Genomic DNA, 21,751 nt, shown 5'->3' with positions numbered 1-21,751 from the left:
CGTCTCTACACTGGCTGATTAGAACGCCGAAGCTATCGACTGGCTACGCATCCGGAAGCAATCAGACATGTCATTATCGAATCACGGTATGTCAACAAAGCGATCGGTAAATTGAGTTTGCGAATGATCGGGATACGTCCGAAACAAGCCAATCCGATAGCGGCCGGGCTGTACGATCGCAGTCGGCATCGCAGCCGTAAAACCGGGTAACACCCGCCAGAATCGACGCCCCTGCGGTCGAATGCGAGCAGCCAGTACCAGGTAGGTATGCTTATCTGACTTGAGCACCAGATACGTAGCCATATTGACACCGAGCTGGTAGTTGGCATCGTGGTTGTCGACGACGATGTAATCCGGCCGTTGAGTGATCTGTAGCGGTTCTGTCGGGACAGACCGTTCGGCTGGTCCGAGCAGCCTTTTTTCATCAGGGGTTATGGTCGGATCTGGTAAATTGTACCAGCCCCGGTCGTGCATCAGTTTAGTCAGGTCAGAAATGTAGCGGGCCAGCTTCGTATTCCGTGTGCCCCCCAGCCCGATATCGCTATACCGCTGATTGAACGTCATGGCTTGCATATGCTTCCGGCGTTCGATAGCCTCCGGAATGTAAGTGCCGTAGGTAAGCACGTTGACACCCAGAAACATCAGCCACAGGCCGGGCCATACTTTGACCCGCCATACATCGGGCAACCGGCTGAACAGCAGTACGCAGGCTATCGCCCACAGTACGAGCGAGTAGGTCCGGTACGAGCTGTGCAGCACCATTCCAAAGTAAAAGCGGATGCGAAACACCGCAATCAGCCCGATGTTCGCCAGAACAAACAGTAGGCAACCCAGCAGAAAAACGTCAAAGAACGATGTCGCTTTCTCCCGTCGAATTACAACGCTGGCCACCCAGTAAACCAAGCCAGCCATTAGTATGAAACCCATTATGAGCGGCAGGTACGAGCGCGGTTCAACAGGCAGTATTGGGAACAGATCGAACACACTGCCAGCGAAAATCAGGAAACCAGCCAACGTCTTGATCGGATGCTCAAGCACATACGTAAACCCATCGGCATTGCCCTGCTGCACCGGATAGCCCAGAAAATATAACCAGCCGCTTAATGCACCTGTAGCCAGCCAGACACCCAGCGCAGCCCACCGACGTTGAACAAACAGAACAGCAGCACCAGCGGGCCACAACAATAGGCCATTGCCCATACTGAACGTACTGAACACACCCATCGGCAGCGCAATACCGAAGTAAAGCAGCCGGTCAGTCGTTAGTACGTACAACGTCAGCATGGCCAGCATGATGATCGCCAGGTACTGAAGGGTATATAATGCCGTAAACGTCAGCAGGTAGTTTTGCGCCGTGAACAGAATCAGGACAACAGGTAGCATCCCAATCAGCGCTTTGTCGCCCAGTGAGCGGGGCGTCAGCGCATGAGCAGCGGGATCATCCGCCCGGCGAAGCGCACGGTAGAGGAGCCAGAAAATGACTACCATCCCCAGATTACCCCAAAGCATCAGGCCGGCAAAATTTAGTCCCCCCGTCAGCAGATACTGTCCTACTACGACCAGCCGCGCGTACGCCAGCCGATGTTCGTTGTTTGGCTTTAATAGAGCCTCCATTTTTCCGACAAAGGAGTCGGCAGCCAGGAAGCGTCGTAAAAAATCGGAAATGCTTTCGTATTCATCAAACCACGGAATATCGTACCGCAGCGCGAAGAAATACACGAAGAATGCCCCAATGGGTAGTAGTAACAGGGCTAACGTCAGCGGGCGTCGGGCCAGCAGGCGGTAAAATCGACTCATACGTCTCGGTAGGTTCGTTGAATCCGGTACAACTCGTACCACATTTTAAACATATAGGTAGAACTGATGCGTGAGTCGCTCTGCTCGACCCACTGCCGAAGTGGGCTTTCAACAACGCGTTTTTTCACTTCCGCGCGGCCGTACTGCTGGATCATGCGGGCCAGCAGTTCCACATCGAATAACCAGGGACTGATAAACTCGTCCCGGAATAACGATTCCACGGCGCGACGCCGAAACAGCTTGGCCCCACACTGCGTGTCGTAAACAGGCAGTTTAAGAATATTGCTGATGAGCGTAGCAACAATCCGACCGGTGTAGTGCCGAAACAGTTTACGACGAATATCAACCCCCAGAAACTTAATCCGCGATCCCATCACCAGATCAAGCTCAGGCCGTCGGTCGAGGGCTTCGATCAGATCGTCGATCGCGTCGAGTGGAGTGGCCAGATCAGCATCCAGAAAACCAATGTAATCGACTGCTTGCTGCGCGACATGCAGCATTCCCGCCCGGACAGCCCCCGCCTTACCCCGATTCTGTGGCAAAATCAAAGCCTCGACACGACTCGGCTGCTCAGCCTGCAGTTGCTCCAGCAGCACACGAGTCTGATCGGTACTGCCATCGTCGACAAAACAAAACCGTACGGCTGGCGTCTGTTTCAGGTACGCCCGAAACGCATCGACTAGCAATCGGCCCGCTTCGTTGTAACACGGTATAATGACGCAGACACTGGACATTTAGTCTTGTAGTTAATAGTGGTCGGTACTTATCTTACTTTGGCAAAGCTGTGTAGTGAATCAATTAGCCAGCAACACAAGCGCAGGCTTGACTCATTAACTAACGGTTGTCTGCGGTCAGCAGAACGGTTTTATGGTGGTAATAACCAGCCTGACAGCGGTTCCACCAGTGCTGGCTATCCGTCTTTATATCTTCAACAACCAGCGTAGCCGGGTACACACGGATCGGTGCCAGTTGCAGTGTATCGCCCGACTGCTGAAGCTGTGCGTGTCGCTGACTCATCTCCCGATCGTAGGTAGCCGCATCGCCACTGAGCAGGTCGCCATATTGCAGCCTGAGCGTTGGACTCACGACAAGGCTACCGATCAGCCACAAGCCCGCAATACCCTGCGCCAGCGTCGGTACCGGTGCACCGGCATTCAGCCAGCGCCCGGCGGCTCCCTGACCGCGCATCAGGTAACCAACCCATGCCGCCAGCACTAAAAACCAGCCGAACAGAAACACGAGGTAGGTCAGGTTCATCACCCGGCCCGGTGCCGTACCCAGCCCATACACCGACGGAAAAGTCAGCACCAGCAGCACCCCGGCCCAGATCAGTGTGAGCAACAGAACAGGTAGTTGACCGATAGTCCGTACGGAGCTGGTTGGCCGATTGAGCCGAACCAGCAACGGCAGGCTTAACAGAGATAATGGAAGTACGGGCGTCTGCACAAGCCAGCCCAGCACGGCCTTCGCCAGAATACCGACCGTCATTCCGAGCGACACGATACTATTACCCTGTACCTCGTTTGACCCAAGCCGGATGGCATTTCCCGGCGCACCGAACACCAGTCCCGCTGAGGCCAGTGCGACAACCAGCATAACCGCCAGAAAACCGTCGAACGTACGTTGGAATACCAGCCGATAACCAGCCATCGCCAGCAGCATCCCGACCAGCAGCACTAGAATCGTTTCGCCCGATCCGACGATAAAAAAAACCAGTACCCCGGCCCAGAAAGCATTCAGATTTCGGTATAAACCAGCCGGTAGTCGGTACCAGCGCATGACAATGGCCAGCCAGTAGAGCGTCAGCGCAGCCGGAATCGTATACGCAACGACCGACGATGTCCAGAAAAATCCTTCGACGGTGTTGGGCAGCGCCACCATGTACGCGAAAAACAGCAGGCCCGCAACCGTCAGCCGTGTTACACGCGACTGATCGCGCAGGAGTTCGTTCGTAAAACTGTATACCGACAGCAGAAACCCCGTCACGGTCAGTGCCGGAATCAGGCGGTAGCCGTCGTACCAGCCCCAGACCAATGGGCTGCCGTGCACCAGCATATTGGAGAAGTAGCGGCCCGTCCAGCCATTATAATACAGTTTCTGCGCGGCCCAGAAACCATAGCGCACCGCCGTATCAGCGAAGCAATAATCGTCGGCGGCCGACGGATGGTTATGCGCCGACAGCAGCAACAGGGGCAGGTAAGTCAGCGCAACGAACAGACCGGCTGCTATGGCAATCAACCGGTCAGAAAAAAGATGTTTCATGCAGTGTAGTGACTGCCATACAGCCTTTTACCGCTACACCGGCTCGACCTTGGGCCGATCCAGAAATGGGTAAGAGAGTACCGCCAGCAGGATAACCAGTGTACCCAGATAGAAGCCAGCCGTCATCCGTTCCGTGTCGCCAAAGATCAGGACAGCCAGCAAAATTCCGTACACTGGCTCCAAATTTACGGTTAATATGGCCATGTACGGTGAAAACTTACGGAGTAGCCCTACCCCTACCGAATACGCATACACGGTACACACCATCGAGAGGATACCCAGCCATAGCCATTGCGCAGCCGTCTCGGGTACAAACTGCGTGACCTGCGCCGGGTCAGCGGGTAGTACATACCGCACGGTCAGCCACAACCCGAGCGCCCCGACGGTAGCTCCCGCCATCTCGTAGGCCGAAATTACCAGCGATTCGTAACGCTGCGCAAAACGGCTGTTGATGATGGTGAACAGCGACGATAGCATAGCCGAGAAAACAGCGACCGCCAGTCCGGCGACCTTATCGAATTCGAAGCGAAAAATCAGGTACAGGCCCGACATCACGACGCCCCCCAGTATGACTTCGATCAGCCGGACGCGCCGACGCAGCACGATTGGTTCGAGCACACTGGCCCACAGCGAACTTGTCGCCATACCGGCCAGACAAACCGACACATTGGCAAGCCGGGCCGCCAGAAAGAACAGTACCCAGTGCAACGCAATGATGCCCCCCGTTGCCAGTAGTTTCCAGCGGTCGGTATGTGCAATGGCCAGCGACTGTTTTCGAAATCGGAGCACGGCCAGCAGCCCGATCGTCGCTAGTCCCGTCCGGAACAATACCACCGCCGACGCGTCGAGGGGTTGCAGCAGCTTACCCAGAATGGCGGTGAACCCCCAGATCAGAACAATGAAGTGAAGCTGGAAATAATCAGCAGGCGAAGACTTCTGGGGCATAATACGGGGTTAGTTGAATGACAGAGTGGTAGACTGATTGAGTAGGCTGACGCCGACACTTTTCCATTCAATCAGTCTATCATTCCGTCATTCAATCACTGTTTACCTCGGAATAGTATTATAGAGCAGCAGGCCGATGGCCGTAAAAATAAGGTTTGGTAGCCAGACAGCGAGAATCGGATTGAGAAAGCCTTCCTGCGCGATCCCCTTTGCTAGCATGAAAAACAGTAGGTAGGTAAACGCGAGAAAGAAACCCAGCGCTACCTGCCAGCCGACGCCCCGCCGACTTTTCCGGGCCGACATAATCACGCCAATGACTGTCAGGATGATGATGGCGAACGGGCGGGTGTCGCGGCTGTATTTTTCGATCAGGTAGGTTTCGACACCGTCGGCCCCCCGACTTTTCAGCAGATCGATGTGCTTGTTCAGTTCGGGCAACGTCAGCGTCTCGAACAGATTGAAGTCAGAACCAAAATCATCGGGTTTCAGATTCAGCGTCGTGTCCGCACGCGTACCAGGTGTCAGCGTTTCGGTTTTCCCATTGATCGACCGGACCGTATAATCGTAGATACCCCATTTCTTCTTTTTACTGTCCCACTCGATACGATCGGCCGAGAGCTTTGCTTTCAGTTGATTCCCCTCGACCCGCTCCAGCGTAAACTTGTAGCCCGTGTTGCTCAGGTTGTTGTAGCTTTCCAGATACGCGTAGGTATTCGGGGCAATCTTGATATGAACGTTCCGCCCTGAATAGGTATACGGATTATTGATGTATTTGATCTCGAAGGCAATCCGCGTTTTGTTGGCTTTGGGAATGATATAGTTGACCATGAAATAGGTCAGTACGGCCAGCACCGACGCACCCAGCAGATACGGAAACAACAACCGGACGAAGCTGATGCCACTGCTTAGCGCGGCAATGATTTCGGTCCGGGCAGCCAGTCGCGACGTCAGAAACACCGTCGCAATAAACACCATCAGTGGACTGATGTAATTCGCCCAGTAGGGAATGAAATTCAGATAATACTGGCCCAGAATCTCAGCCGCCGTTACGTTGTTTTTGTGAAAGTTGTCCACCTTCTCGGTATAGTCGATCATCACCACCACCAGCACGATCACCATCACGACGAAGATGTACGTCTGTAGAAAGCGCTTAAGAATATACCAGTCTAATAGTTTCATGTAAAAATTTCGTTTTCCGTATTCGGTATACAGTTCACGGTGCTAAATAGATAACCTGCCTTTCAGTCAGTAGGTCGCACCGGAAAACCGTGAACGGTACACTGTATACCGTGCACCATTTATTCCACCAGCAAATTTCGAGCGACTTCGTGGCTGACAAAAATTGGTAGCCCGGCTTCGCTGACGACGCGCACCGACCGGTCGAACGGATTGATTTCGCCCAGCGTAACGGCGCAGCCCAGCGTCAGCTGACAGCGATCGAGGTGTTGCAGAAACGCAGTCGAATGTTCCAGTACGCCCATCAGCCGCACCGCTTCGCCTTCGTTTACCTCCGACAGTTTCCGGTATTCCGTTTCGGGCATCAGTCCGGCCTGCGTCGGAATCGGATCGCCGTGAGGATCAAACTGCGGGTGACCGAGAAACGTATCCAGCCGGGCCGTCAGTTCGTCGGAGCGGATGTGTTCGAGTTCTTCGGCAATGTCGTGAACGGCATCCCAGCCAAAGCCCAGCTTGTCGACCAGAAATACTTCCCACAACCGATGCCGCCGGATGATTTGCAGCGCCAGCCGTTCGCCTTCTTCCGTCAGCCGGACACCCTGGTATTTTTTATAGTGAATCAGTTCTTTATCAGCTAGTTTACGCAGCATATCCGTTACGGATGCCGCCTTCGTAGCCGTTACTTCTGCCAACGCATTCGTGCTTACGTCCCCCGCCTGCCGCAGCGAGATGGCGTAGATCGTTTTCAGATAATTCTCCTCCGTGAACGAATGCATAATACTACTCAATAGCCTGTAAACGACCGCCAAGCCGCTTTTGATTCATCCGCAAAGGTACCTTTTGTGTTAAACTTTCTAAAAATTTAGACTTACCTAAATTTTTATTTCAACATTCCTTATCTTTCGTGCGTTACCTACTTGGTTTGCAGCTGTATCATGGATGAGAGAGGTAAGATAAACGAAGAAAAGTGTGCTGGCTTATTTCTTTTTTCTTTCATCTCACGTCTTTCTTCTTTTTACATGAACGTTACGAATACACCAGTGAAAGGATGGCGACAGGACAATACGACCAAATCGCTGTCTGAAGTACATGGCTCTGTTTCGGTACCGGCCAACGCCGGCTTTTTCCGCACCCTGATGGCCTATGCCGGGCCGGGAATGATGGTAGCGGTAGGGTACATGGACCCCGGCAACTGGGCTACCGACATCGCCGGTGGTGCGCGGTTTGGGTATCGGTTGTTGTCCGTCGTTTTGATTTCCAACTTGTTTGCCATCCTTCTGCAACATCTGGCGCTCAAACTAGGCATCGCAACTGGCCGGGATCTGGCGCAGGCCTGCCGCGATCACTACAGTAAACCCGTCGCAATTGGTCTGTGGATACTGGCCGAAATCGCCATTGCCGCTACCGATCTGGCCGAGGTGATCGGTTCGGCCATTGCGCTCAATCTGCTTTTCGGTCTTCCGCTGACAGTGGGCATCCTCATTACTGCCGCCGATGTTCTATTACTCTTGTTCTTGCAGAACAAAGGATTTCAGACGATCGAGCGTATTGTCGCCAGCCTGATTTTCCTGATCATCGCCTGCTTCGGTTACGAACTGATCGTATCGCGGCCCGACATGGGTGCCGTGGTAAATGGCCTGATACCCCACAGCGAGGTGATGACAAACCCCAGCATGCTGTACATCGCCATCGGTATTCTGGGCGCTACCGTCATGCCGCATAACCTGTACCTGCACTCCAGCATTGTACAAACGCGCGACTACCCCCGTACCGATCCCGGTCGGAAAACGGCCATCCGGTTCGCAACAATCGACTCGACGGTATCGCTCTTTCTGGCGTTTTTTATCAACGCAGCCATTCTGGTTCTATCGGCGGCAGCGTTCCACTTTTCGGGGAATCAAACGGTTGCCGATATTACCGATGCCCACCGCCTGCTCGATCCGATACTGGGGGTAAAACTGGCGGGTATTCTGTTTGCCGTCGCCCTGCTCGCGTCCGGTCAAAACTCGACGCTAACGGGCACATTATCGGGTCAGATCGTAATGGAGGGGTTCCTGAGTCTGCGTCTGAAACCCTGGTTACGTCGGCTGATTACACGTCTGATCGCTATCGTTCCGGCGCTGATCGTTGCTTCGCTCTATGGCGAACACGGTACCTCCGAACTGCTTGTCTTCAGCCAGGTTATTCTGTCGTTGCAGCTCAGCTTCGCCGTTGTCCCCCTGGTTATCTTTACCAGCGACAAGCTAAAGATGGGGCGCTTCGTCAACCCCGGCTGGATGAAAATCACCGCCTGGGTTGTAGCCGGTCTGATCATCGGTCTCAACGCGTATCTGCTTTGGGACACCGTCCGCACCTGGCTATAACGTAAGCCAGCCGCCTTTGCGAGCGAATCGAAGGGTAGACTCACCGGTACTCGATCGGCTACGAGGAATAGTAGCGGCATGGAAACGTTCAATGCGTCGATTGGGTTATCCTGCTGAACTCTCCTGTTTTCCGTGAGCCAAGAAACCAAAAGTGCCGAATCGACGGCCGGCCGCATCTTTGACGTGGCTATACTCAAGCGACTCTATGCCTTCGTACAACCGTATCGGGGTCGCTTTTTCGGGTTGGTCGCCATTATCATGCTGGCGGCCTGCCTGGCCCCGCTGACACCCCTGCTGATTCGCTACACGATCGACAACGTCATCAGCGCCGGCGACTACAACCAGCTCACCACCATGCTCATCATCATGCTGTCGGTACTGGTGGTACAGGCCATTGTCCAGTTTTCCAACACCTATCTGTCGGGCTGGCTGGGGCAGTACATTATCCGCGACATTCGGGTCCAGCTCTATCGCAAAATTCTGACGCTCCGGCTGAAATTCTTCGACAACACGCCTATCGGTCGGCTGGTGACACGGTCCATTTCCGATGTCGAAACGCTGGCCGATGTGTTTAGCGAAGGCATGGCCGCCATTGCGGGCGACATTCTGCAACTGGTCCTGATTATCGGTGTAATGCTGTATACCGACTGGCGGCTGGCGCTCATCAGCCTGTCGACCATTCCGCTCATGCTGTTCAGCACGTATGTGTTCAAGGAAAAAATTAAAACGTCGTTCAACGAAGTGCGGACGGCGGTGGCCAATCTGAACTCGTTTGTGCAGGAACATATCACCGGCATGAGCATCGTGCAGATTTTCGGCAGTGAGAAAATTGAAGCCGATAAATTCCGCGACATCAATGACGAACACCGCCGGGCCAACATTCGCTCGATCTGGTATTACTCGGTTTATTACCCCGTTGCCGACATTATTTCGGCGGTCGCCGTAGGGCTGGTCGTCTGGTACGGGGCGCGGCAAATTATTCATGCCGACATCACATTCGGTACCGTCACGGCCTTCGTGATGTTTATCAACCTGTTCTTCCGTCCGATCCGGATGCTGGCTGACCGGTTCAACACGCTGCAAATGGGTATCGTCAGCACCGACCGGATCATCAAACTCCTCGACAGCGACGAATACACGGTCGACAACGGCAAATTCGCGCCCGCTACCATCCGGGGCGACGTTAGCTTCGACGATGTCTGGTTTGCCTACAACGACGAGAACTGGGTACTGCGTGACATCAGCTTCCGCGTGAAAGCCGGTGAAACAGTGGCTTTTGTGGGCGCTACCGGCGCGGGTAAGTCTTCGATTATCAACCTGCTTAGCCGCTTCTACGACATCAATAAAGGCGAAATATGCATCGACGGCACCGACGTGCACGACTACGAACTGGGCCACCTGCGCCGAAACATTGGCGTTGTTTTGCAGGACGTGTTTCTTTTCTCCGACACCATTGAAAACAACATCACCCTCGGCGACAAACGTATCAGTCGGGAAAAGATGATCGAAGCAGCCAAACTGGTCGGTGTTCACGACCTGATCGAACGGCTGCCGGGCGGCTATCAGTACAACGTAATGGAACGGGGTTCAACACTGTCAGTAGGACAGCGCCAGCTTATCTCGTTTGTGCGGGCCATGGTGCAGGACCCGAAAATTATTGTTCTTGATGAGGCCACGTCATCGGTCGATACGGAAACGGAGGAGATGATTCAGCAGGCAATCAGTACGCTGATGAAAGGTCGTACAGCCATTGTGATTGCCCACCGGTTATCGACCATTCAGAAGGCAAACAACATTATTGTGGTCGACAAAGGTCGGATTGTTGAGCAGGGCACGCACGAACAGCTGCTCCAGCGGGGTGACTTCTACGCCAACCTCTACCGGATGCAATACAAGGAAGTGGTATAAGCGCGTAGAAGCGACATACAGTAGGGTATACCTGAATTAATGCGATGCCAAAAGACGTAACGATACTAACCGGTTTCCTGGGGGCCGGCAAAACGACGCTACTCAACGCGCTGATGAATACGCGCCCGCACACGCGCTTTGCCCTGATCGAGAATGAATTTGGGAAAGAAGGCATCGACGGCGATATGGTCATCCGCCCCGACGTCGACATCGTTGAGCTGAGCAATGGCTGTCTATGCTGCTCGCTCAACGACGACCTGTTGACTGTGCTTGAGGAATTGAACGACCGAAGCGACCGGTTCGATGAACTGATTATCGAGACTACCGGTATCGCCGATCCGGCCAACGTAGCACTCCCCTTTCTGATGTTGCCAGCTGTGCAACGTGATTTTAGTCTGAAACGCGTTGTCTGCCTTGTCGACGCGGAACTGGTGGAAGATCAGCTGCGCGATACGGAGGAAGCCATCGCCCAGATTTCGTTCAGCGACCTGATTGTTATCAACAAAACAGACCGGGTGTCGACGGTGTATCTGGCGAAGCTTGTCGAGATGCTACAGGGAATGAATCCGATGGCGCAGATTCTGACGGGGCACAAAGAGGACTATCCGATCGAAGCGATCATGGCGTTCACCCGAACAGCGATTGCGCCTGATAAACCCGGTCGGTTCACCCCCAGCCGGCCGGTCGCGAAGGTGCCGGTTGTCAAACCACGTTCATCGGCATCGGGTTCTAATCACCATCATCATAAGCACAGCGACATTGTCTCGCTCAGCTTCCGCTTCACGGAATCGATGGACCTGACGAGCTTGTACCACCGACTGATGACCTTGCTGCTATTTCAGGGGCAGGACATTTACCGTGTCAAGGGTATTATTTATGACCAGACCCGCAAGGAGCGGTGGATCATTCAATCGGTGGGGAAAAATATAACGTTACTGGAAGGAACACCCTGGCAGGAAGACGAAGAGCAGCTTAGCCGCGTGGTCATCATCGGCAAATTGCTGAAGCCGGAAGACTTCGAGAAAATGCTCCGTCAGTGCCTGTCGAAAGAATCGTCGTGGCAGATTACCAACTCGACTACGCTGCTGAAAACGCCTACTCTTTAAGCTTGATTTTCTTCGCCAGATTTTCTTCTTCCTCCTCCAGATTGGCTCCGGTAACGCCTTCGCTTATGGGTTTATGCTCCTCGACCTGTGGTTTGGCACCCGTTGGGCCGGGACCGCTACCATCGAGTGCGTAGGCGATGTTGTCCGATAGGTTGTCGGCTGCAATCGGCGCGGGATCGGCGTCGGCAGGTTCTAAGTCAGTCGCCGTTTTGTCCCGTTGCTGGTTGATGATTTCTTCGTCGGCGTTTGGATCGTTGTCCAGGCCGGAGGGTACGTTGCGGAGCGGGCGCTCGCTGTTGTCGTTGGTGCTCATACGTGTTGTGTTTAGCTGTTCAGTATGCACTGATCGTTACTAATTCATGACAGCTAAACGCGCCACCGGGCCAGACTGTTTGGCCTCCTAGTCTTCAGCAGCCTTCCAAACCATGATCTTATCGATACGGCTTTTGTCCATGTCGACAATTTCAAAACGGTACGACTGCCACGCAAACTGCTCACCAGTCTGCGGAATATCCTTCAGGATATGCAGGGCAAATCCACCCAGCGTATCGAATCCGGTCAGGTCCCGGCGATTCTGAGGGGTAATCGTAATGTCGAAGTACGACAGAAAATCCTCGAACGGCAATTGCGCGTCGATCAGGAAGCTACCGTCGTCACGCTTCCTGATTTCGTAGTCGTCCGTATTGTCATCAATGTCACCAACCAGTACGTCCAGAATGTCGTTGAGCGTAACAATACCCAACACTCCCCCGTATTCATCGACGATAACCCCGACGTACTGCCGGCGTTCGCGGAACCGTTCCAGCACCTGATAGGCCCGGTTGTTTTCCGGTACAAAGAGCGCGTCGCGTTTCAGGTCGTTCAACCGAAGCAGTTCCGTATCAAGGTCTTTGCCCAGAAAATCTTTGGTATAAATCAACCCGACGACTTCATCGACACCGCCGTTACAGAGCGGGAACACCGAGTGCCGGTATTCCGTAATTTTTGCTTTATTCTCCTCGACATCGTCTTCCAGATCGAGGTACACGATCTCCTGCCGGTTGGTCATCAGCGACGTGATCTTACGGTCGCCAAGCTGAAAGACGTTCTGCACGATCTCCTGCTCGATTTCTTCGATGGCCCCACCCGTCGTTCCTTCCTGAATCAGACTTTTGATTTCCTCTTCCGTTACGGCGCTGTCGTTGGGCTTGATACCCAGTAGTTTAATCAGCGTATCACTGGAGAACGTCAGCAGTGCAATGAAGGGCGACGTCAGTTTTGACACCAGCATCATGGGAGCCGCCATCGTTTTAGCGATGCCTTCGGGGTTCGACAGACCGATCCGCTTCGGGACGAGTTCACCCAGCACCAGCGACACGTAAGTCAGCACGATCAGCACCAGCACCACCGAGACCGAGTGCGCGTATGGTTTCAGAATGGCAATCTGGGCGACGTAATTTTCGACATCGGTTGTGACACTGTCGCCGGAGAAAATACCCGTCAGTAAACCGATCAGTGTGATACCGATTTGTACGGTCGACAGAAAGCGGTTGGGAGCATTGGCCAGGTCAAGTGCATTCTGCGCCTGTCGATCGCCATTTTTCGCGGCCGCTTCGAACCGCGATTTTCGAGAGGAAACAAGGGCAATTTCTGACATGGAAAACACCCCATTCAGAATCGTCAGCAACAGAATTATTAGTAGTTCCACACAGGGAGAGGATTGGCCCGGCGCAAAAATAGCATAATAGGGCAGGTTTCCGCCCCAGATAGCAGCCTATTAGACCGCCCGTTTCGTTACTTTTGCCCTGTTACTTATTTATTTTTCCTGCATGATTGTCTTTATTGACGACCGCCCCCTGCGGCTCATCGGTCTGAAAACGGCGACTCGCCTGACAGGGTCGCCTACGCAGCCTTCAACGACAGATTTTGACAATACCATCGATGCCCGACTGACTGCGCTCAAAGGAGAAGCACTGATTGGGCACTTGCTCATTCTAAATGCCACGCCTGTCACCGTCGACAAACTGCTGGCGCTCCTTCAGAAAACGAAATCGGGCCACTTGCTATCGATTACGCTGGGTTGTATCAGCAAGTCCGACTGTGAAGCGGCTGTTAAGAAAAACTTCAAGATCATCAAAGCGGCCGGCGGTGTCGTTGGAAAAGACAACAAAATCCTGATGATGTTTCGGCGGGGTGTCTGGGATCTACCCAAAGGCAAACTCGACGGTGGCGAATCGTCGCGCGAAGGAGCCGCCCGCGAAGTTGAAGAAGAAACGGGCGTGCGTGTCCGTGTGGGCGAACGTATCTGCACGACCTGGCACAACTACGCCCTCAACGGTAGCCGGATTCTGAAGCGTACGAAGTGGTACCACATGACAGTCGTCAGCGATGCTAACATGGCTCCGCAAGCGGAAGAAGGCATCGAACAACTCGCCTGGCTCGACTCACGCCAAACGCAGCAGGCGCTCACGAACTCGTTCAGCTCAATCCGCTTCGTCGTCGAAGAAAGCCAGAAATAAATAGACTGATTGAGTGATAGAATGATGGAATAATTGAATGGGCTGGCGCATGAACTCATTCAATCATTCCATCACTCAATCATTCCACCAATTTATACGGCAGGAACGGGTCGACGTTTTTCCCGTATCGGTGCAAGTCGCGAATAATACTCGAACTGATGGGTGACAATTCGGGCGACGTAATCAAAAAGACCGTTTCGACGTCTTCGTATATGTAGCGGTTTACCTGCGAAATACCGTTTTCGTACTCGAAGTCGGTGGTGTTGCGCAATCCGCGCAACAGGAAGCGGGCACCAATGTCGCGGGCTACGGTGGCCGTCAGGTCGTCGTAACTGATCACCCGAACGGCCGGCTCACCCGCAAACGCTTCTTCGATCAAGCCAATCATCTGCTCCAGCGGAAAATACCGGTCCTTGCGGGCGTTTTTGCCGATGCCGATGACGACCTCATCAAACAGTTTCAGTCCGCGCCGGACAATATCTTCGTGACCACGGGTGAACGGATCGAACGAGCCAGGAAACAACGCTATTTTTTTCATAGATGACAGGGAGCAGTTGCGACGACAGCGCGTCTAGTCTCCCATCAGACAAAGTCCGTACAAGCTTAGGTAACGATGGTCAGGCAGGTCGCTGAAATCGTCGCTCAGCGTCAGGGCTGTGGGATAAGTCCCAAATCGAAGATGGGCCAGAAACCGGCTTAATTCCGTATACTGCTCGGCGAACGGGGTGATCTCACCATACAACATAACGACCACCGTTTCGGGATTTATCGACAGCTCGGTCAGAATATACAGCACGTAATAGGTTAGATCCTGCGCGTTTTTGTAGCCAAACCGATTACAGTAGGTCAGTTTCCCTCCGGCACGGCTAATGACTGTGACAAACTCGTCTTCGAAATACAAATACACCGGCGACTCGTCGGAAGCCTGCTTACTGAGCGCGGCTGTTGCTTCGAGCAAGGCACCCGCCTGATGCACAAACGTCATCGGCTGCAACGGATAGGCTTCCGAGAAAAAATCGGCTAACGCGTGGCTCAGGCTGAACACCGACAGAAAACCTTCGCTTTCGTGCCGATAAGCCTGCGCAAACTCATAAGCAGGTAACTCATTGCCCCGCATCAGTGCCAGGTAACTACCTGCATATTCTTTCCGGTACAGAGGCTGCGGTACCAGCGTAAACGAGGGCGTATTGATACTGATCCGAATCTCATGCCACGGTCCGGCCGTCAGCAGGGGATGGTCGCGGAAGATATCCGTCAACAGGTCAGTAGGTGCTCGCTCCGTTAGTAGCGAGGGGAAGGCGTAATCTTCCAGCCACTGGCCCCGCCCCTGCCCATCCATCGCCATAAACCGGAACCGATCGTGGCCTGCTTCCAGACAGAGCACCGCCCGTGCCGAATGCTCCGGGCCAAACTGGTCAGAGCGGATACTGATGGTAGGTGTAGGCATCGGGAGGATCTGCACAGGAACGAAGCAATCGTTTGACGTTACAACATACTAACTTTTAGGGAATGAACTATCCATGGTCTATCGAAACGGGCGGTTTACCGCGTCAACGGGGTAAATAGCCGCGTAGCGCGAACACGTCGTCGAGCGACTGACAGTACCGGAACATTGCGTGTACTTCGTGGGGAGGATACGATTTTATCTCATCGAACGACATCAGCCGTACTTCTTCGATGATCTGCCCGTCGGGGCTCATCTCCGGGTCGGTCCCGGCCAACAGCTGACCACCCTGCGCATCGACGCGAAAAAACAGTTCGAGTGCATGTAGCGGAGGCAGCATAAACTCATTGACAAACAGCAGTTCACCCACGCGTATGTCGAGACCGGTTTCTTCGGAGAACTCCCGAACCAGCGCGTCAGGGGCGGCTTCGCCAAATTGCGCACCCCCACCCGGCGGGCACCAGAACGTATTTGTCGGGCCGATGCCCCGGTGGCGTACCATCAGCAACTGATCGTCCTGACGATACAGGCCGCAGACGCGCAGCCGCAACCGGTTTCCGTACAGCGTAATCACTTCCTGCCGGGGTTTATCAAGTACCTGCGTCACAGCAAAATCAATATTTTGGGACGCAAAGGTAGTGGATTTCTTTGGTTTGCGGTTTTCAGTACACGGTTTACGGAGTCGTTCGTATCGCTGCTACCAATCCCATGATACGTGTGTAAACCGTATACCGAAAACCGTCGAACCGGTATTAGTATGGGCTACCGGAGATATAGCTTTCCAGCGAGTCGATGCGCGTTTTCTGGTCGCGGATGATGGCCGTTACGACGTCGTTGATCGAGATGATACCGATGAGTTTACCCGCTTCCATGACGGGTAGGTGCCGGATGTGCTTATCGGACATGATCTGCATGCAGTCTTCCAGCCGCTGTTCCGGTTCGATGGTAATCACGTTAGGCGTCATGACGTCGCGCACCAGCGTATCGTCGGAATGGCGGCCCTTCAGCACGATTTTGCGGGCATAATCGCGTTCAGAAAAGATCCCCGTCAGCTCACCATTGTCGACGACCAGCACGGCCCCAATGTTTTTTTCGGCCATCAATTTCAGCGCATCGAGTACAGTTTCTCCCGAGCCAACCGAGAACAGCGCATTGATAGACTTTCCCTGTAGAATTTGGCTTATTTTCATCGTAATGAGGGGGTTATGTGGCGGGTGAATATAATCGTTTTTTCGTAAATTAGTAGCATGAACGATACCCAGACGGCGGCCAGTTTATTGGCCAAACGTTTCCCTTTCAAACCCACGTCCGGGCAGCTGGCTTTCTTCGATCAGATTGGCTCCTTCATCAGTACCGACAATCCTGAACTTGACCCATACCGCGACTGCTTTCTGCTGCGGGGGTACGCCGGAACGGGCAAAACCACCCTTGTCGGCACACTGATCAAAGTGCTTCCCCGTTTCGGCTATAAATCCGTGCTTTTGGCACCGACCGGGCGGGCCGCCAAAGTGATGGCCAGCTATTCCAAAAAGCAGGCGCAGACGATTCACCGGAAAATCTACCGGCAGGTGGCCGACCCCGGCTCGGGATCGCTGGCCTTTCAACGGCAGAAGAATTATCACGAAGACACGCTGTTCATTGTCGACGAGGCTTCGATGATCTCCGACGAAGCCGATTTCGGTGGCAAAGGGCTACTGACCGACCTAATTGAGTTTGTCTTCGAGAACCCCGGCAACAAGCTGATGCTTGTCGGCGATACAGCGCAGTTACCGCCCGTGGGACGCGACGTCAGCCCCGCCCTCGACCGGGGGTTTCTGGCCAGTTCGTTCGACATGCACGTCTACGAGCAGGAACTAACCGAGGTGATGCGGCAGGATGAAGAGTCGGGTATTCTTTACAACGCGACCGACCTGCGCCTGTTGCTGGCGGAACAAGGTATCGGCACCGGCGACCCGACGCCCAAAGCGGTTGGTTTCGACGCGCTGCTCAATGACGGTGCGGCACCCGTTTCAGCGGAGGCCGCACCGATTAAGCTTAACGTCCGCTCGTTCAACGATATTTTCAAAATGCCGCTGACCAAGCTGGAAGATGGCGTGCGGTACGCCTACAACAAGTACGGTCGCGAGAACACGGCCATTATCTGTCGGTCGAACAAAACAGCCGTCCAGTACAACCAATTCGTTCGACGCATGATCGATCAGTGCGAAGACGAACTCGATGCGGGTGATATGCTGATGATTGCCCGGAACAACTACACGATTCTGGGTGAGGATTCACCGGCGGGCTTTCTAGCCAACGGCGAATTTGTCGAGGTGCAGAAAGTCCGGCGGCATGAGGAGATGCACGGCTTTCGATTTGCTACGGTTACCATGCGGCTGGTCGACTACGAAGACCACCCCGAATTTGAAGCGAAGATCCTCCTCGATACGCTGCACTCCGCCGTACCATCGCTCACACAGGAGCAGTCGAAGGCGTTGTACGAGAGCGTTTCGCAGGATTATTTCTACATCAAAAGCAAGAAAGAGCGGTCTGAAGCCATCCGGCGCGATCCGTACCTGAACGCCCTGCAGGTGAAATTCGCCTACGCACTAACCTGCCACAAGGCGCAGGGTGGCCAATGGGACGCCGTATTCATCGATCAGGGCTTTTTGCCGGAAGGGCAGGTCAACCACGAATTTGTCCGCTGGCTGTACACGGCACTAACCCGCGCCACTGCCGAAGTGTATCTGATGAATTTCAACCCACAGTTCTTTGGCTAAACCCTTCGCGCTGAAATCGGTTAGGCATAGGGGAAACAAGTAACCAACACCTATGTCTATCGAATGGATTATGAGCGCCTGCCTGGGTATCGGTCTGGCGGCCTGCTGCGGTTTTCGGGTCTTCGTACCGCTGCTGCTGGCCAGCCTGGCAACACGCCTGGGGTATATCAACCCAATGCCGGGTTTTGAATGGCTCAGTCAGACGCCGGCCTTGTTTGGCCTGACCGTGGCTACCGTATTTGAGCTGGGTGCTTATTATATTCCCTGGCTCGATAATTTGCTCGACACGGTGGCTACCCCCGCGTCGATCATCGCCGGCACCCTACTCAGCACGGCCCTGCTGCCCATCGACAACCCAGTGTTTCACTGGGGACTTGGTCTGATTATGGGCGGTGGCTCGGCAGGTATCATTCAGGCCGGAACAAGCCTGCTCCGGCTGGGTTCCACGGCTACCACGGGTGGATTGGCAAACCCGGTAGTGGCGACCGGCGAAAACGTAGCGTCCTTCGGCCTGTCGTTACTGTCGATTTTCCTGCCGCTCTTCGCGTTCGTCGTACTGGTCGTTGTTCTGCTGTTCTTTATGGCCCGTCTTGCCGCCCGACGCCGGGTCTGGTTCACCCGACGTTCGCAGGCGTAAACAATGTGATCAGGAGTCCCGCCGATGTCGGAAGTCAAGCAGGGTTACGGTTTCGAACCAATACGTGCGCAGGTTGTGCAAGTACATCTTCCAGTCGCTGTACGAGTACGGCTTAACCGTAAACGCTGACGCGCCAAAAGCGTACGAACGCTCGACCTGTTTGGGTGTTTTCGACCCTGACAGCATCACGACAGGTAACAACCGCCCCTTGGGGTGCGCCCGTAACATGGCCAGAAAATCCAGGCCGTCTACCGCTCCTTTCAAATCGATATCAAGCAATACGATTTTAGGTCCGCGACCTTCCAGATCATCGATGTATGCTTTTGCCTCTTCAAAACTGGCTACGTAGATAAACGAGGCTTCCGGAAAACTAGATTGCGCAGCCCTTACCAGCACGTCGGCAATCTGAGCATCGTCGTCAACCAGCAGAATAGGAAACTGCGTTTGTGACATAACTATTCATAAAGAGCCCGCCCGGACCCTACGTCTGTTGCTTATTGATTTACAATGATAACGAAAACAGTGTGAACACCCTTTACCGCAAAATCAGTAACAACGGCAAACGCTATACGCGGTTTGTGCTGACACGATCAAACGTACGATTTTCCGCAACCTGTCGATTTCTACCGCCCAATGAATAGCAGGAACCAACCTGTTCCCTTTATTATTACTCTACAACTGTAGACTAATGGCGATAAACTAATATTGTACGAATATAGGGCTCATTCCGCAATGTACTGTACGCCCCCGGCCATGCTGTAACGAAGTTAAGTCCACTATATCGATCTATTCTTCGCAGTTAGACTACAAATCATCATCCGGGTTTAATCAGCGACAAAAAATAGTCATGAAAAATACTGGCCGTTGAAACGCAAAAGAGCGACCCGATCGAGTCGCTCTTTTGCGTTGTACTGCGGAGCTATCGTCTACAGGCCCGCAACCGTACGCTGTACGAAGGCCGTCAGGTCAGCGCCCGTCAGCATATTCTGCGCCAGCAGCGCCAGATCGTACGTCTGCTTGGCCAGCGCCTGCTGCGCAGCTTCGTCAGTCTCCGCCAACAACCGACCAATCAGGGGATGGTTTGCGTTGACAGCGACATTGTACATAACGGGCATGTTGCCGTAGAACGACTGTTCGCCCGAAAGGGCCGACATATCCTTCATCCGACGCATAAACTCCGGCTGTGTAATCGTAACCGGCAGTTCGTCGGCAGGCATCGAGACCACGCTCACCGTCAACATCTTGTTATCGAGCGTTTTTTCATACAGCTCTTTCACCTTCGTTTGATCGTCGGTCGACAGCACACTTTCGTTGTTGATGTCTTTGTCGATCAATTTATCGAGCGTATCAGCATCGACACGTTGCAGTCGTACTTTGTCCAGCTTCGACTCCAGCGCGTTGATAAAGTGGGCATCGATGACGTTATCCATCAACAGCACGTCGTATCCGCGCCGGGTCGCCGAGCCGATGTAAGCATCCTGCTGCTTGCGGTCGGTCGTGTACAGCCAGATCAGCGTATCGGATTTGTCGGTCTGATTGGCCTGCGTTTTTTCGCGGTATTCATCGATGGTCGAATAGCTGTTATCCGTTCCTTTTAGCAGGACAAAATTCTTGGCCCGCTCCCAGAACTTATCGTCGCTCAGGATACCGTATTTGATGAACAGACCGATGTCGTCGAACTTCTCTTCGAATCCTTTCCGGTCTTCCTTGAACAAATCGTTCAGCTTGTCGGCGACCTTCCGCGTGATGTAGCCGTTGATCTTCTTAACGTTGGAATCGGCCTGTAGGAAGCTGCGCGATACGTTTAGCGGGATATCCGGCGAGTCGATTACGCCGTGGAGCATCATCAGGAAGTCGGGCACTACGTCTTTCACCTCGTCGGTGATAAATACCTGCCGGCTGTAGAGCTGAATCTTTTCCCGCTGAAACCGCAATTCGTTCTTAACGCGTGGGAAGTACAGGATACCCGTCAAATTGAACGGATAATCCACGTTAAGGTGAATCCAGAACAGTGGCTCCTCCCCCATTGGGTACAACTCCCGGTAGAACGCTTTGTAATCCTCGTCGGTCAGTTCCGATGGCGATTTGGTCCAGATCGGCGCGGTATTGTTGATTACGTTGCCATCAAATTCCACCGGTACCGGCAGGAAACGGGCGTATTTGTCGAGGATACCGCGAATCCGGCTTTTGTCTAAAAACTCTTCGGAGTCTTCAGCAACGTGCAGAATTATATCGGTACCCCGTTCGGCTCGTTCGGCCGCCGTCAGTTCATACTCCGTCGATCCATCGCACACCCACCGGACGGCTTCGGCCCCGTCGCGGTACGACTTCGTCACGATCTCCACGTCTTTGGCGACCATGAATGCCGAATAGAAGCCAAGCCCGAAGTGACCGATAATCTGCCCTTTGTCGTCGGTTTTGTCTTTGTATTTCTCCAGAAAATCCGACGCGCCGGAGAACGCAATCTGATTGATGTATTTCTTGATCTCCTCGGCAGTCATACCGATACCATTGTCACTAATGGTAATGGTTTTGGCTTCTTCGTCGAGCGAGACCGTTACTTTCAGATCATTCAGTTCGCCGTTGAACTCACCAAACGACGACAGTTGCTTCAGCTTCTGTGTCGCGTCGACGGCATTGGAGACCAGTTCCCGCAGGAAAATTTCGTGGTCTGAATACAGGAACTTCTTGATGATTGGGAAAATGTTCTCGGTATGAATCGAGATCTGCCCCTTTTCGTTTTGTACGGTTTCCATAAGGCAACTTTGTCAGGGAATCGAACAGTAAAATCGTGTGCTTGGGTACTGACAAAGGCTATTCCAGTTCCGGCATAGACTGACAGATTGACAGCAAGAA

The 21,751-nt window shown here is 53.6% G+C and carries 20 protein-coding genes; 6 read left to right on the top strand and 14 right to left on the bottom strand.

The genetic code is table 11. The features are described from left to right. Window positions 1–81: 81 nt before the first annotated feature. From CLV58_RS14595 to CLV58_RS14570, 6 genes are all read right to left on the bottom strand, one after another. On the bottom strand, window positions 82–1,797 hold the full coding sequence (locus CLV58_RS14595) for a hypothetical protein (protein ID WP_106138565.1): 1,716 nt from the start codon (window positions 1,795–1,797) through the stop codon (window positions 82–84). Next, a complete protein-coding gene (locus CLV58_RS14590; protein ID WP_106138564.1) occupies window positions 1,794–2,531 on the bottom strand; it encodes a dolichyl-phosphate beta-glucosyltransferase in 738 nt (245 codons plus the stop codon). Before CLV58_RS14590 ends, CLV58_RS14595 begins: the two co-directional genes overlap by 4 nt. 100 nt (window positions 2,532–2,631) lie before the next feature. Next, on the bottom strand, window positions 2,632–4,059 hold the full coding sequence (locus CLV58_RS14585; RefSeq protein ID WP_106138563.1) for a DUF6056 family protein: 1,428 nt from the start codon (window positions 4,057–4,059) through the stop codon (window positions 2,632–2,634). 33 nt (window positions 4,060–4,092) lie between these two features. Continuing rightward, window positions 4,093–5,004: a DMT family transporter gene (locus CLV58_RS14580; RefSeq protein ID WP_106138562.1), complete on the bottom strand. Its 912-nt coding sequence runs from the start codon at window positions 5,002–5,004 to the stop codon at window positions 4,093–4,095. A gap of 102 nt (window positions 5,005–5,106) precedes the next feature. Next, a complete protein-coding gene (locus tag CLV58_RS14575) occupies window positions 5,107–6,183 on the bottom strand; it encodes an LptF/LptG family permease (RefSeq protein WP_106138561.1) in 1,077 nt (358 codons plus the stop codon). 119 nt (window positions 6,184–6,302) lie between these two features. Further along, a complete protein-coding gene (locus CLV58_RS14570; RefSeq protein WP_106138560.1) occupies window positions 6,303–6,956 on the bottom strand; it encodes a metal-dependent transcriptional regulator in 654 nt (217 codons plus the stop codon). A 243-nt stretch (window positions 6,957–7,199) separates the two neighbouring features. Between CLV58_RS14570 and CLV58_RS14565 the strand changes: the two genes are divergently transcribed. The 3 genes from CLV58_RS14565 to CLV58_RS14555 all read left to right on the top strand — a co-directional run bounded on the left by CLV58_RS14565 (window position 7,200) and on the right by CLV58_RS14555 (window position 11,557). Then, window positions 7,200–8,543 (top strand): Nramp family divalent metal transporter, encoded by a 1,344-nt coding sequence (locus tag CLV58_RS14565; RefSeq protein ID WP_106138559.1) that lies wholly within the window; start codon window positions 7,200–7,202, stop codon window positions 8,541–8,543. A 132-nt stretch (window positions 8,544–8,675) separates the two neighbouring features. After that, entirely contained in the window at window positions 8,676–10,451 is a 1,776-nt protein-coding gene (locus CLV58_RS14560) for an ABC transporter ATP-binding protein (protein WP_106138558.1), read from the top strand. A 44-nt stretch (window positions 10,452–10,495) separates the two neighbouring features. After that, window positions 10,496–11,557, top strand: coding sequence for a CobW family GTP-binding protein (locus tag CLV58_RS14555; RefSeq protein WP_106138557.1), 1,062 nt, complete (start codon window positions 10,496–10,498; stop codon window positions 11,555–11,557). On the opposite strand, the gene CLV58_RS14550 is transcribed toward CLV58_RS14555, so the two are convergent. Both CLV58_RS14550 and CLV58_RS14545 read right to left on the bottom strand, forming a co-directional pair. Further along, a complete protein-coding gene (locus tag CLV58_RS14550; protein WP_106138556.1) occupies window positions 11,547–11,870 on the bottom strand; it encodes a hypothetical protein in 324 nt (107 codons plus the stop codon). The genes CLV58_RS14555 and CLV58_RS14550 overlap by 11 nt on opposite strands. A gap of 87 nt (window positions 11,871–11,957) precedes the next feature. Then, complete coding sequence (locus CLV58_RS14545; RefSeq protein ID WP_106138555.1) at window positions 11,958–13,244, bottom strand: hemolysin family protein; 1,287 nt, start codon at window positions 13,242–13,244, stop codon at window positions 11,958–11,960. Between the two features lie 121 nt (window positions 13,245–13,365). Here CLV58_RS14545 and CLV58_RS14540 point away from each other — a divergent pair, with 121 nt between their 5' ends. Continuing rightward, window positions 13,366–14,055: an NUDIX hydrolase gene (locus CLV58_RS14540; RefSeq protein WP_106138554.1), complete on the top strand. Its 690-nt coding sequence runs from the start codon at window positions 13,366–13,368 to the stop codon at window positions 14,053–14,055. Between the two features lie 79 nt (window positions 14,056–14,134). Here the strand turns inward: CLV58_RS14540 and coaD are convergent, their stop codons facing one another. From coaD to CLV58_RS14520, 4 genes are all read right to left on the bottom strand, one after another. Continuing rightward, window positions 14,135–14,593 carry a pantetheine-phosphate adenylyltransferase gene (gene coaD / locus CLV58_RS14535; protein ID WP_106138553.1) on the bottom strand — a complete coding sequence of 153 codons (459 nt, stop codon included), beginning with the start codon at window positions 14,591–14,593 and terminating at the stop codon, window positions 14,135–14,137. 33 nt (window positions 14,594–14,626) lie between these two features. Continuing rightward, window positions 14,627–15,502: a DUF3822 family protein gene (locus CLV58_RS14530; protein ID WP_106138552.1), complete on the bottom strand. Its 876-nt coding sequence runs from the start codon at window positions 15,500–15,502 to the stop codon at window positions 14,627–14,629. A 103-nt stretch (window positions 15,503–15,605) separates the two neighbouring features. Further along, on the bottom strand, window positions 15,606–16,106 hold the full coding sequence (locus CLV58_RS14525) for an NUDIX domain-containing protein (RefSeq protein ID WP_106138551.1): 501 nt from the start codon (window positions 16,104–16,106) through the stop codon (window positions 15,606–15,608). Between the two features lie 145 nt (window positions 16,107–16,251). Beyond that, entirely contained in the window at window positions 16,252–16,689 is a 438-nt protein-coding gene (locus CLV58_RS14520) for a CBS domain-containing protein (protein WP_106138550.1), read from the bottom strand. Window positions 16,690–16,746: 57 nt separating this feature from the next. Here CLV58_RS14520 and CLV58_RS14515 point away from each other — a divergent pair, with 57 nt between their 5' ends. Together CLV58_RS14515 and CLV58_RS14510 are read left to right on the top strand one after the other, a co-directional pair. After that, on the top strand, window positions 16,747–18,258 hold the full coding sequence (locus tag CLV58_RS14515; RefSeq protein WP_106138549.1) for an ATP-dependent DNA helicase: 1,512 nt from the start codon (window positions 16,747–16,749) through the stop codon (window positions 18,256–18,258). Between the two features lie 52 nt (window positions 18,259–18,310). Beyond that, window positions 18,311–18,895, top strand: coding sequence for a DUF4126 domain-containing protein (locus tag CLV58_RS14510; protein ID WP_106138548.1), 585 nt, complete (start codon window positions 18,311–18,313; stop codon window positions 18,893–18,895). Between the two features lie 9 nt (window positions 18,896–18,904). Here the strand turns inward: CLV58_RS14510 and CLV58_RS14505 are convergent, their stop codons facing one another. Both CLV58_RS14505 and htpG read right to left on the bottom strand, forming a co-directional pair. Next, on the bottom strand, window positions 18,905–19,348 hold the full coding sequence (locus CLV58_RS14505; protein ID WP_106138547.1) for a response regulator: 444 nt from the start codon (window positions 19,346–19,348) through the stop codon (window positions 18,905–18,907). 473 nt (window positions 19,349–19,821) lie between these two features. Beyond that, entirely contained in the window at window positions 19,822–21,651 is a 1,830-nt protein-coding gene (gene htpG, locus CLV58_RS14500) for a molecular chaperone HtpG (protein ID WP_106138546.1), read from the bottom strand. Between the last annotated feature and the right edge of the window lie 100 nt (window positions 21,652–21,751).

The sequence above is a fragment of the Spirosoma oryzae genome, assembly GCF_003002825.1.
GTDB classification, from domain to species: domain Bacteria; phylum Bacteroidota; class Bacteroidia; order Cytophagales; family Spirosomataceae; genus Spirosoma; species Spirosoma oryzae.
Note: the sequence above shows the minus strand (reverse complement) of the source record. Positions and strands in the feature narration are given on the sequence as shown.

Coding starts and splice junctions, on each gene's coding strand:
- CLV58_RS14515 (WP_106138549.1), top strand. CDS start 16,747: ATGAACGATACCCAGACGGCGGCCAGTTTATTGGCCAAACGTTTCCCT.
- htpG (WP_106138546.1), bottom strand. CDS start 21,651: ATGGAAACCGTACAAAACGAAAAGGGGCAGATCTCGATTCATACCGAG.
- CLV58_RS14575 (WP_106138561.1), bottom strand. CDS start 6,183: ATGAAACTATTAGACTGGTATATTCTTAAGCGCTTTCTACAGACGTAC.
- CLV58_RS14530 (WP_106138552.1), bottom strand. CDS start 15,502: ATGCCTACACCTACCATCAGTATCCGCTCTGACCAGTTTGGCCCGGAG.
- coaD (WP_106138553.1), bottom strand. CDS start 14,593: ATGAAAAAAATAGCGTTGTTTCCTGGCTCGTTCGATCCGTTCACCCGT.
- CLV58_RS14555 (WP_106138557.1), top strand. CDS start 10,496: ATGCCAAAAGACGTAACGATACTAACCGGTTTCCTGGGGGCCGGCAAA.
- CLV58_RS14580 (WP_106138562.1), bottom strand. CDS start 5,004: ATGCCCCAGAAGTCTTCGCCTGCTGATTATTTCCAGCTTCACTTCATT.
- CLV58_RS14570 (WP_106138560.1), bottom strand. CDS start 6,956: ATGCATTCGTTCACGGAGGAGAATTATCTGAAAACGATCTACGCCATC.
- CLV58_RS14585 (WP_106138563.1), bottom strand. CDS start 4,059: ATGAAACATCTTTTTTCTGACCGGTTGATTGCCATAGCAGCCGGTCTG.
- CLV58_RS14595 (WP_106138565.1), bottom strand. CDS start 1,797: ATGAGTCGATTTTACCGCCTGCTGGCCCGACGCCCGCTGACGTTAGCC.
- CLV58_RS14550 (WP_106138556.1), bottom strand. CDS start 11,870: ATGAGCACCAACGACAACAGCGAGCGCCCGCTCCGCAACGTACCCTCC.
- CLV58_RS14510 (WP_106138548.1), top strand. CDS start 18,311: ATGTCTATCGAATGGATTATGAGCGCCTGCCTGGGTATCGGTCTGGCG.
- CLV58_RS14520 (WP_106138550.1), bottom strand. CDS start 16,689: ATGAAAATAAGCCAAATTCTACAGGGAAAGTCTATCAATGCGCTGTTC.
- CLV58_RS14565 (WP_106138559.1), top strand. CDS start 7,200: ATGAACGTTACGAATACACCAGTGAAAGGATGGCGACAGGACAATACG.
- CLV58_RS14590 (WP_106138564.1), bottom strand. CDS start 2,531: ATGTCCAGTGTCTGCGTCATTATACCGTGTTACAACGAAGCGGGCCGA.
- CLV58_RS14540 (WP_106138554.1), top strand. CDS start 13,366: ATGATTGTCTTTATTGACGACCGCCCCCTGCGGCTCATCGGTCTGAAA.
- CLV58_RS14505 (WP_106138547.1), bottom strand. CDS start 19,348: ATGTCACAAACGCAGTTTCCTATTCTGCTGGTTGACGACGATGCTCAG.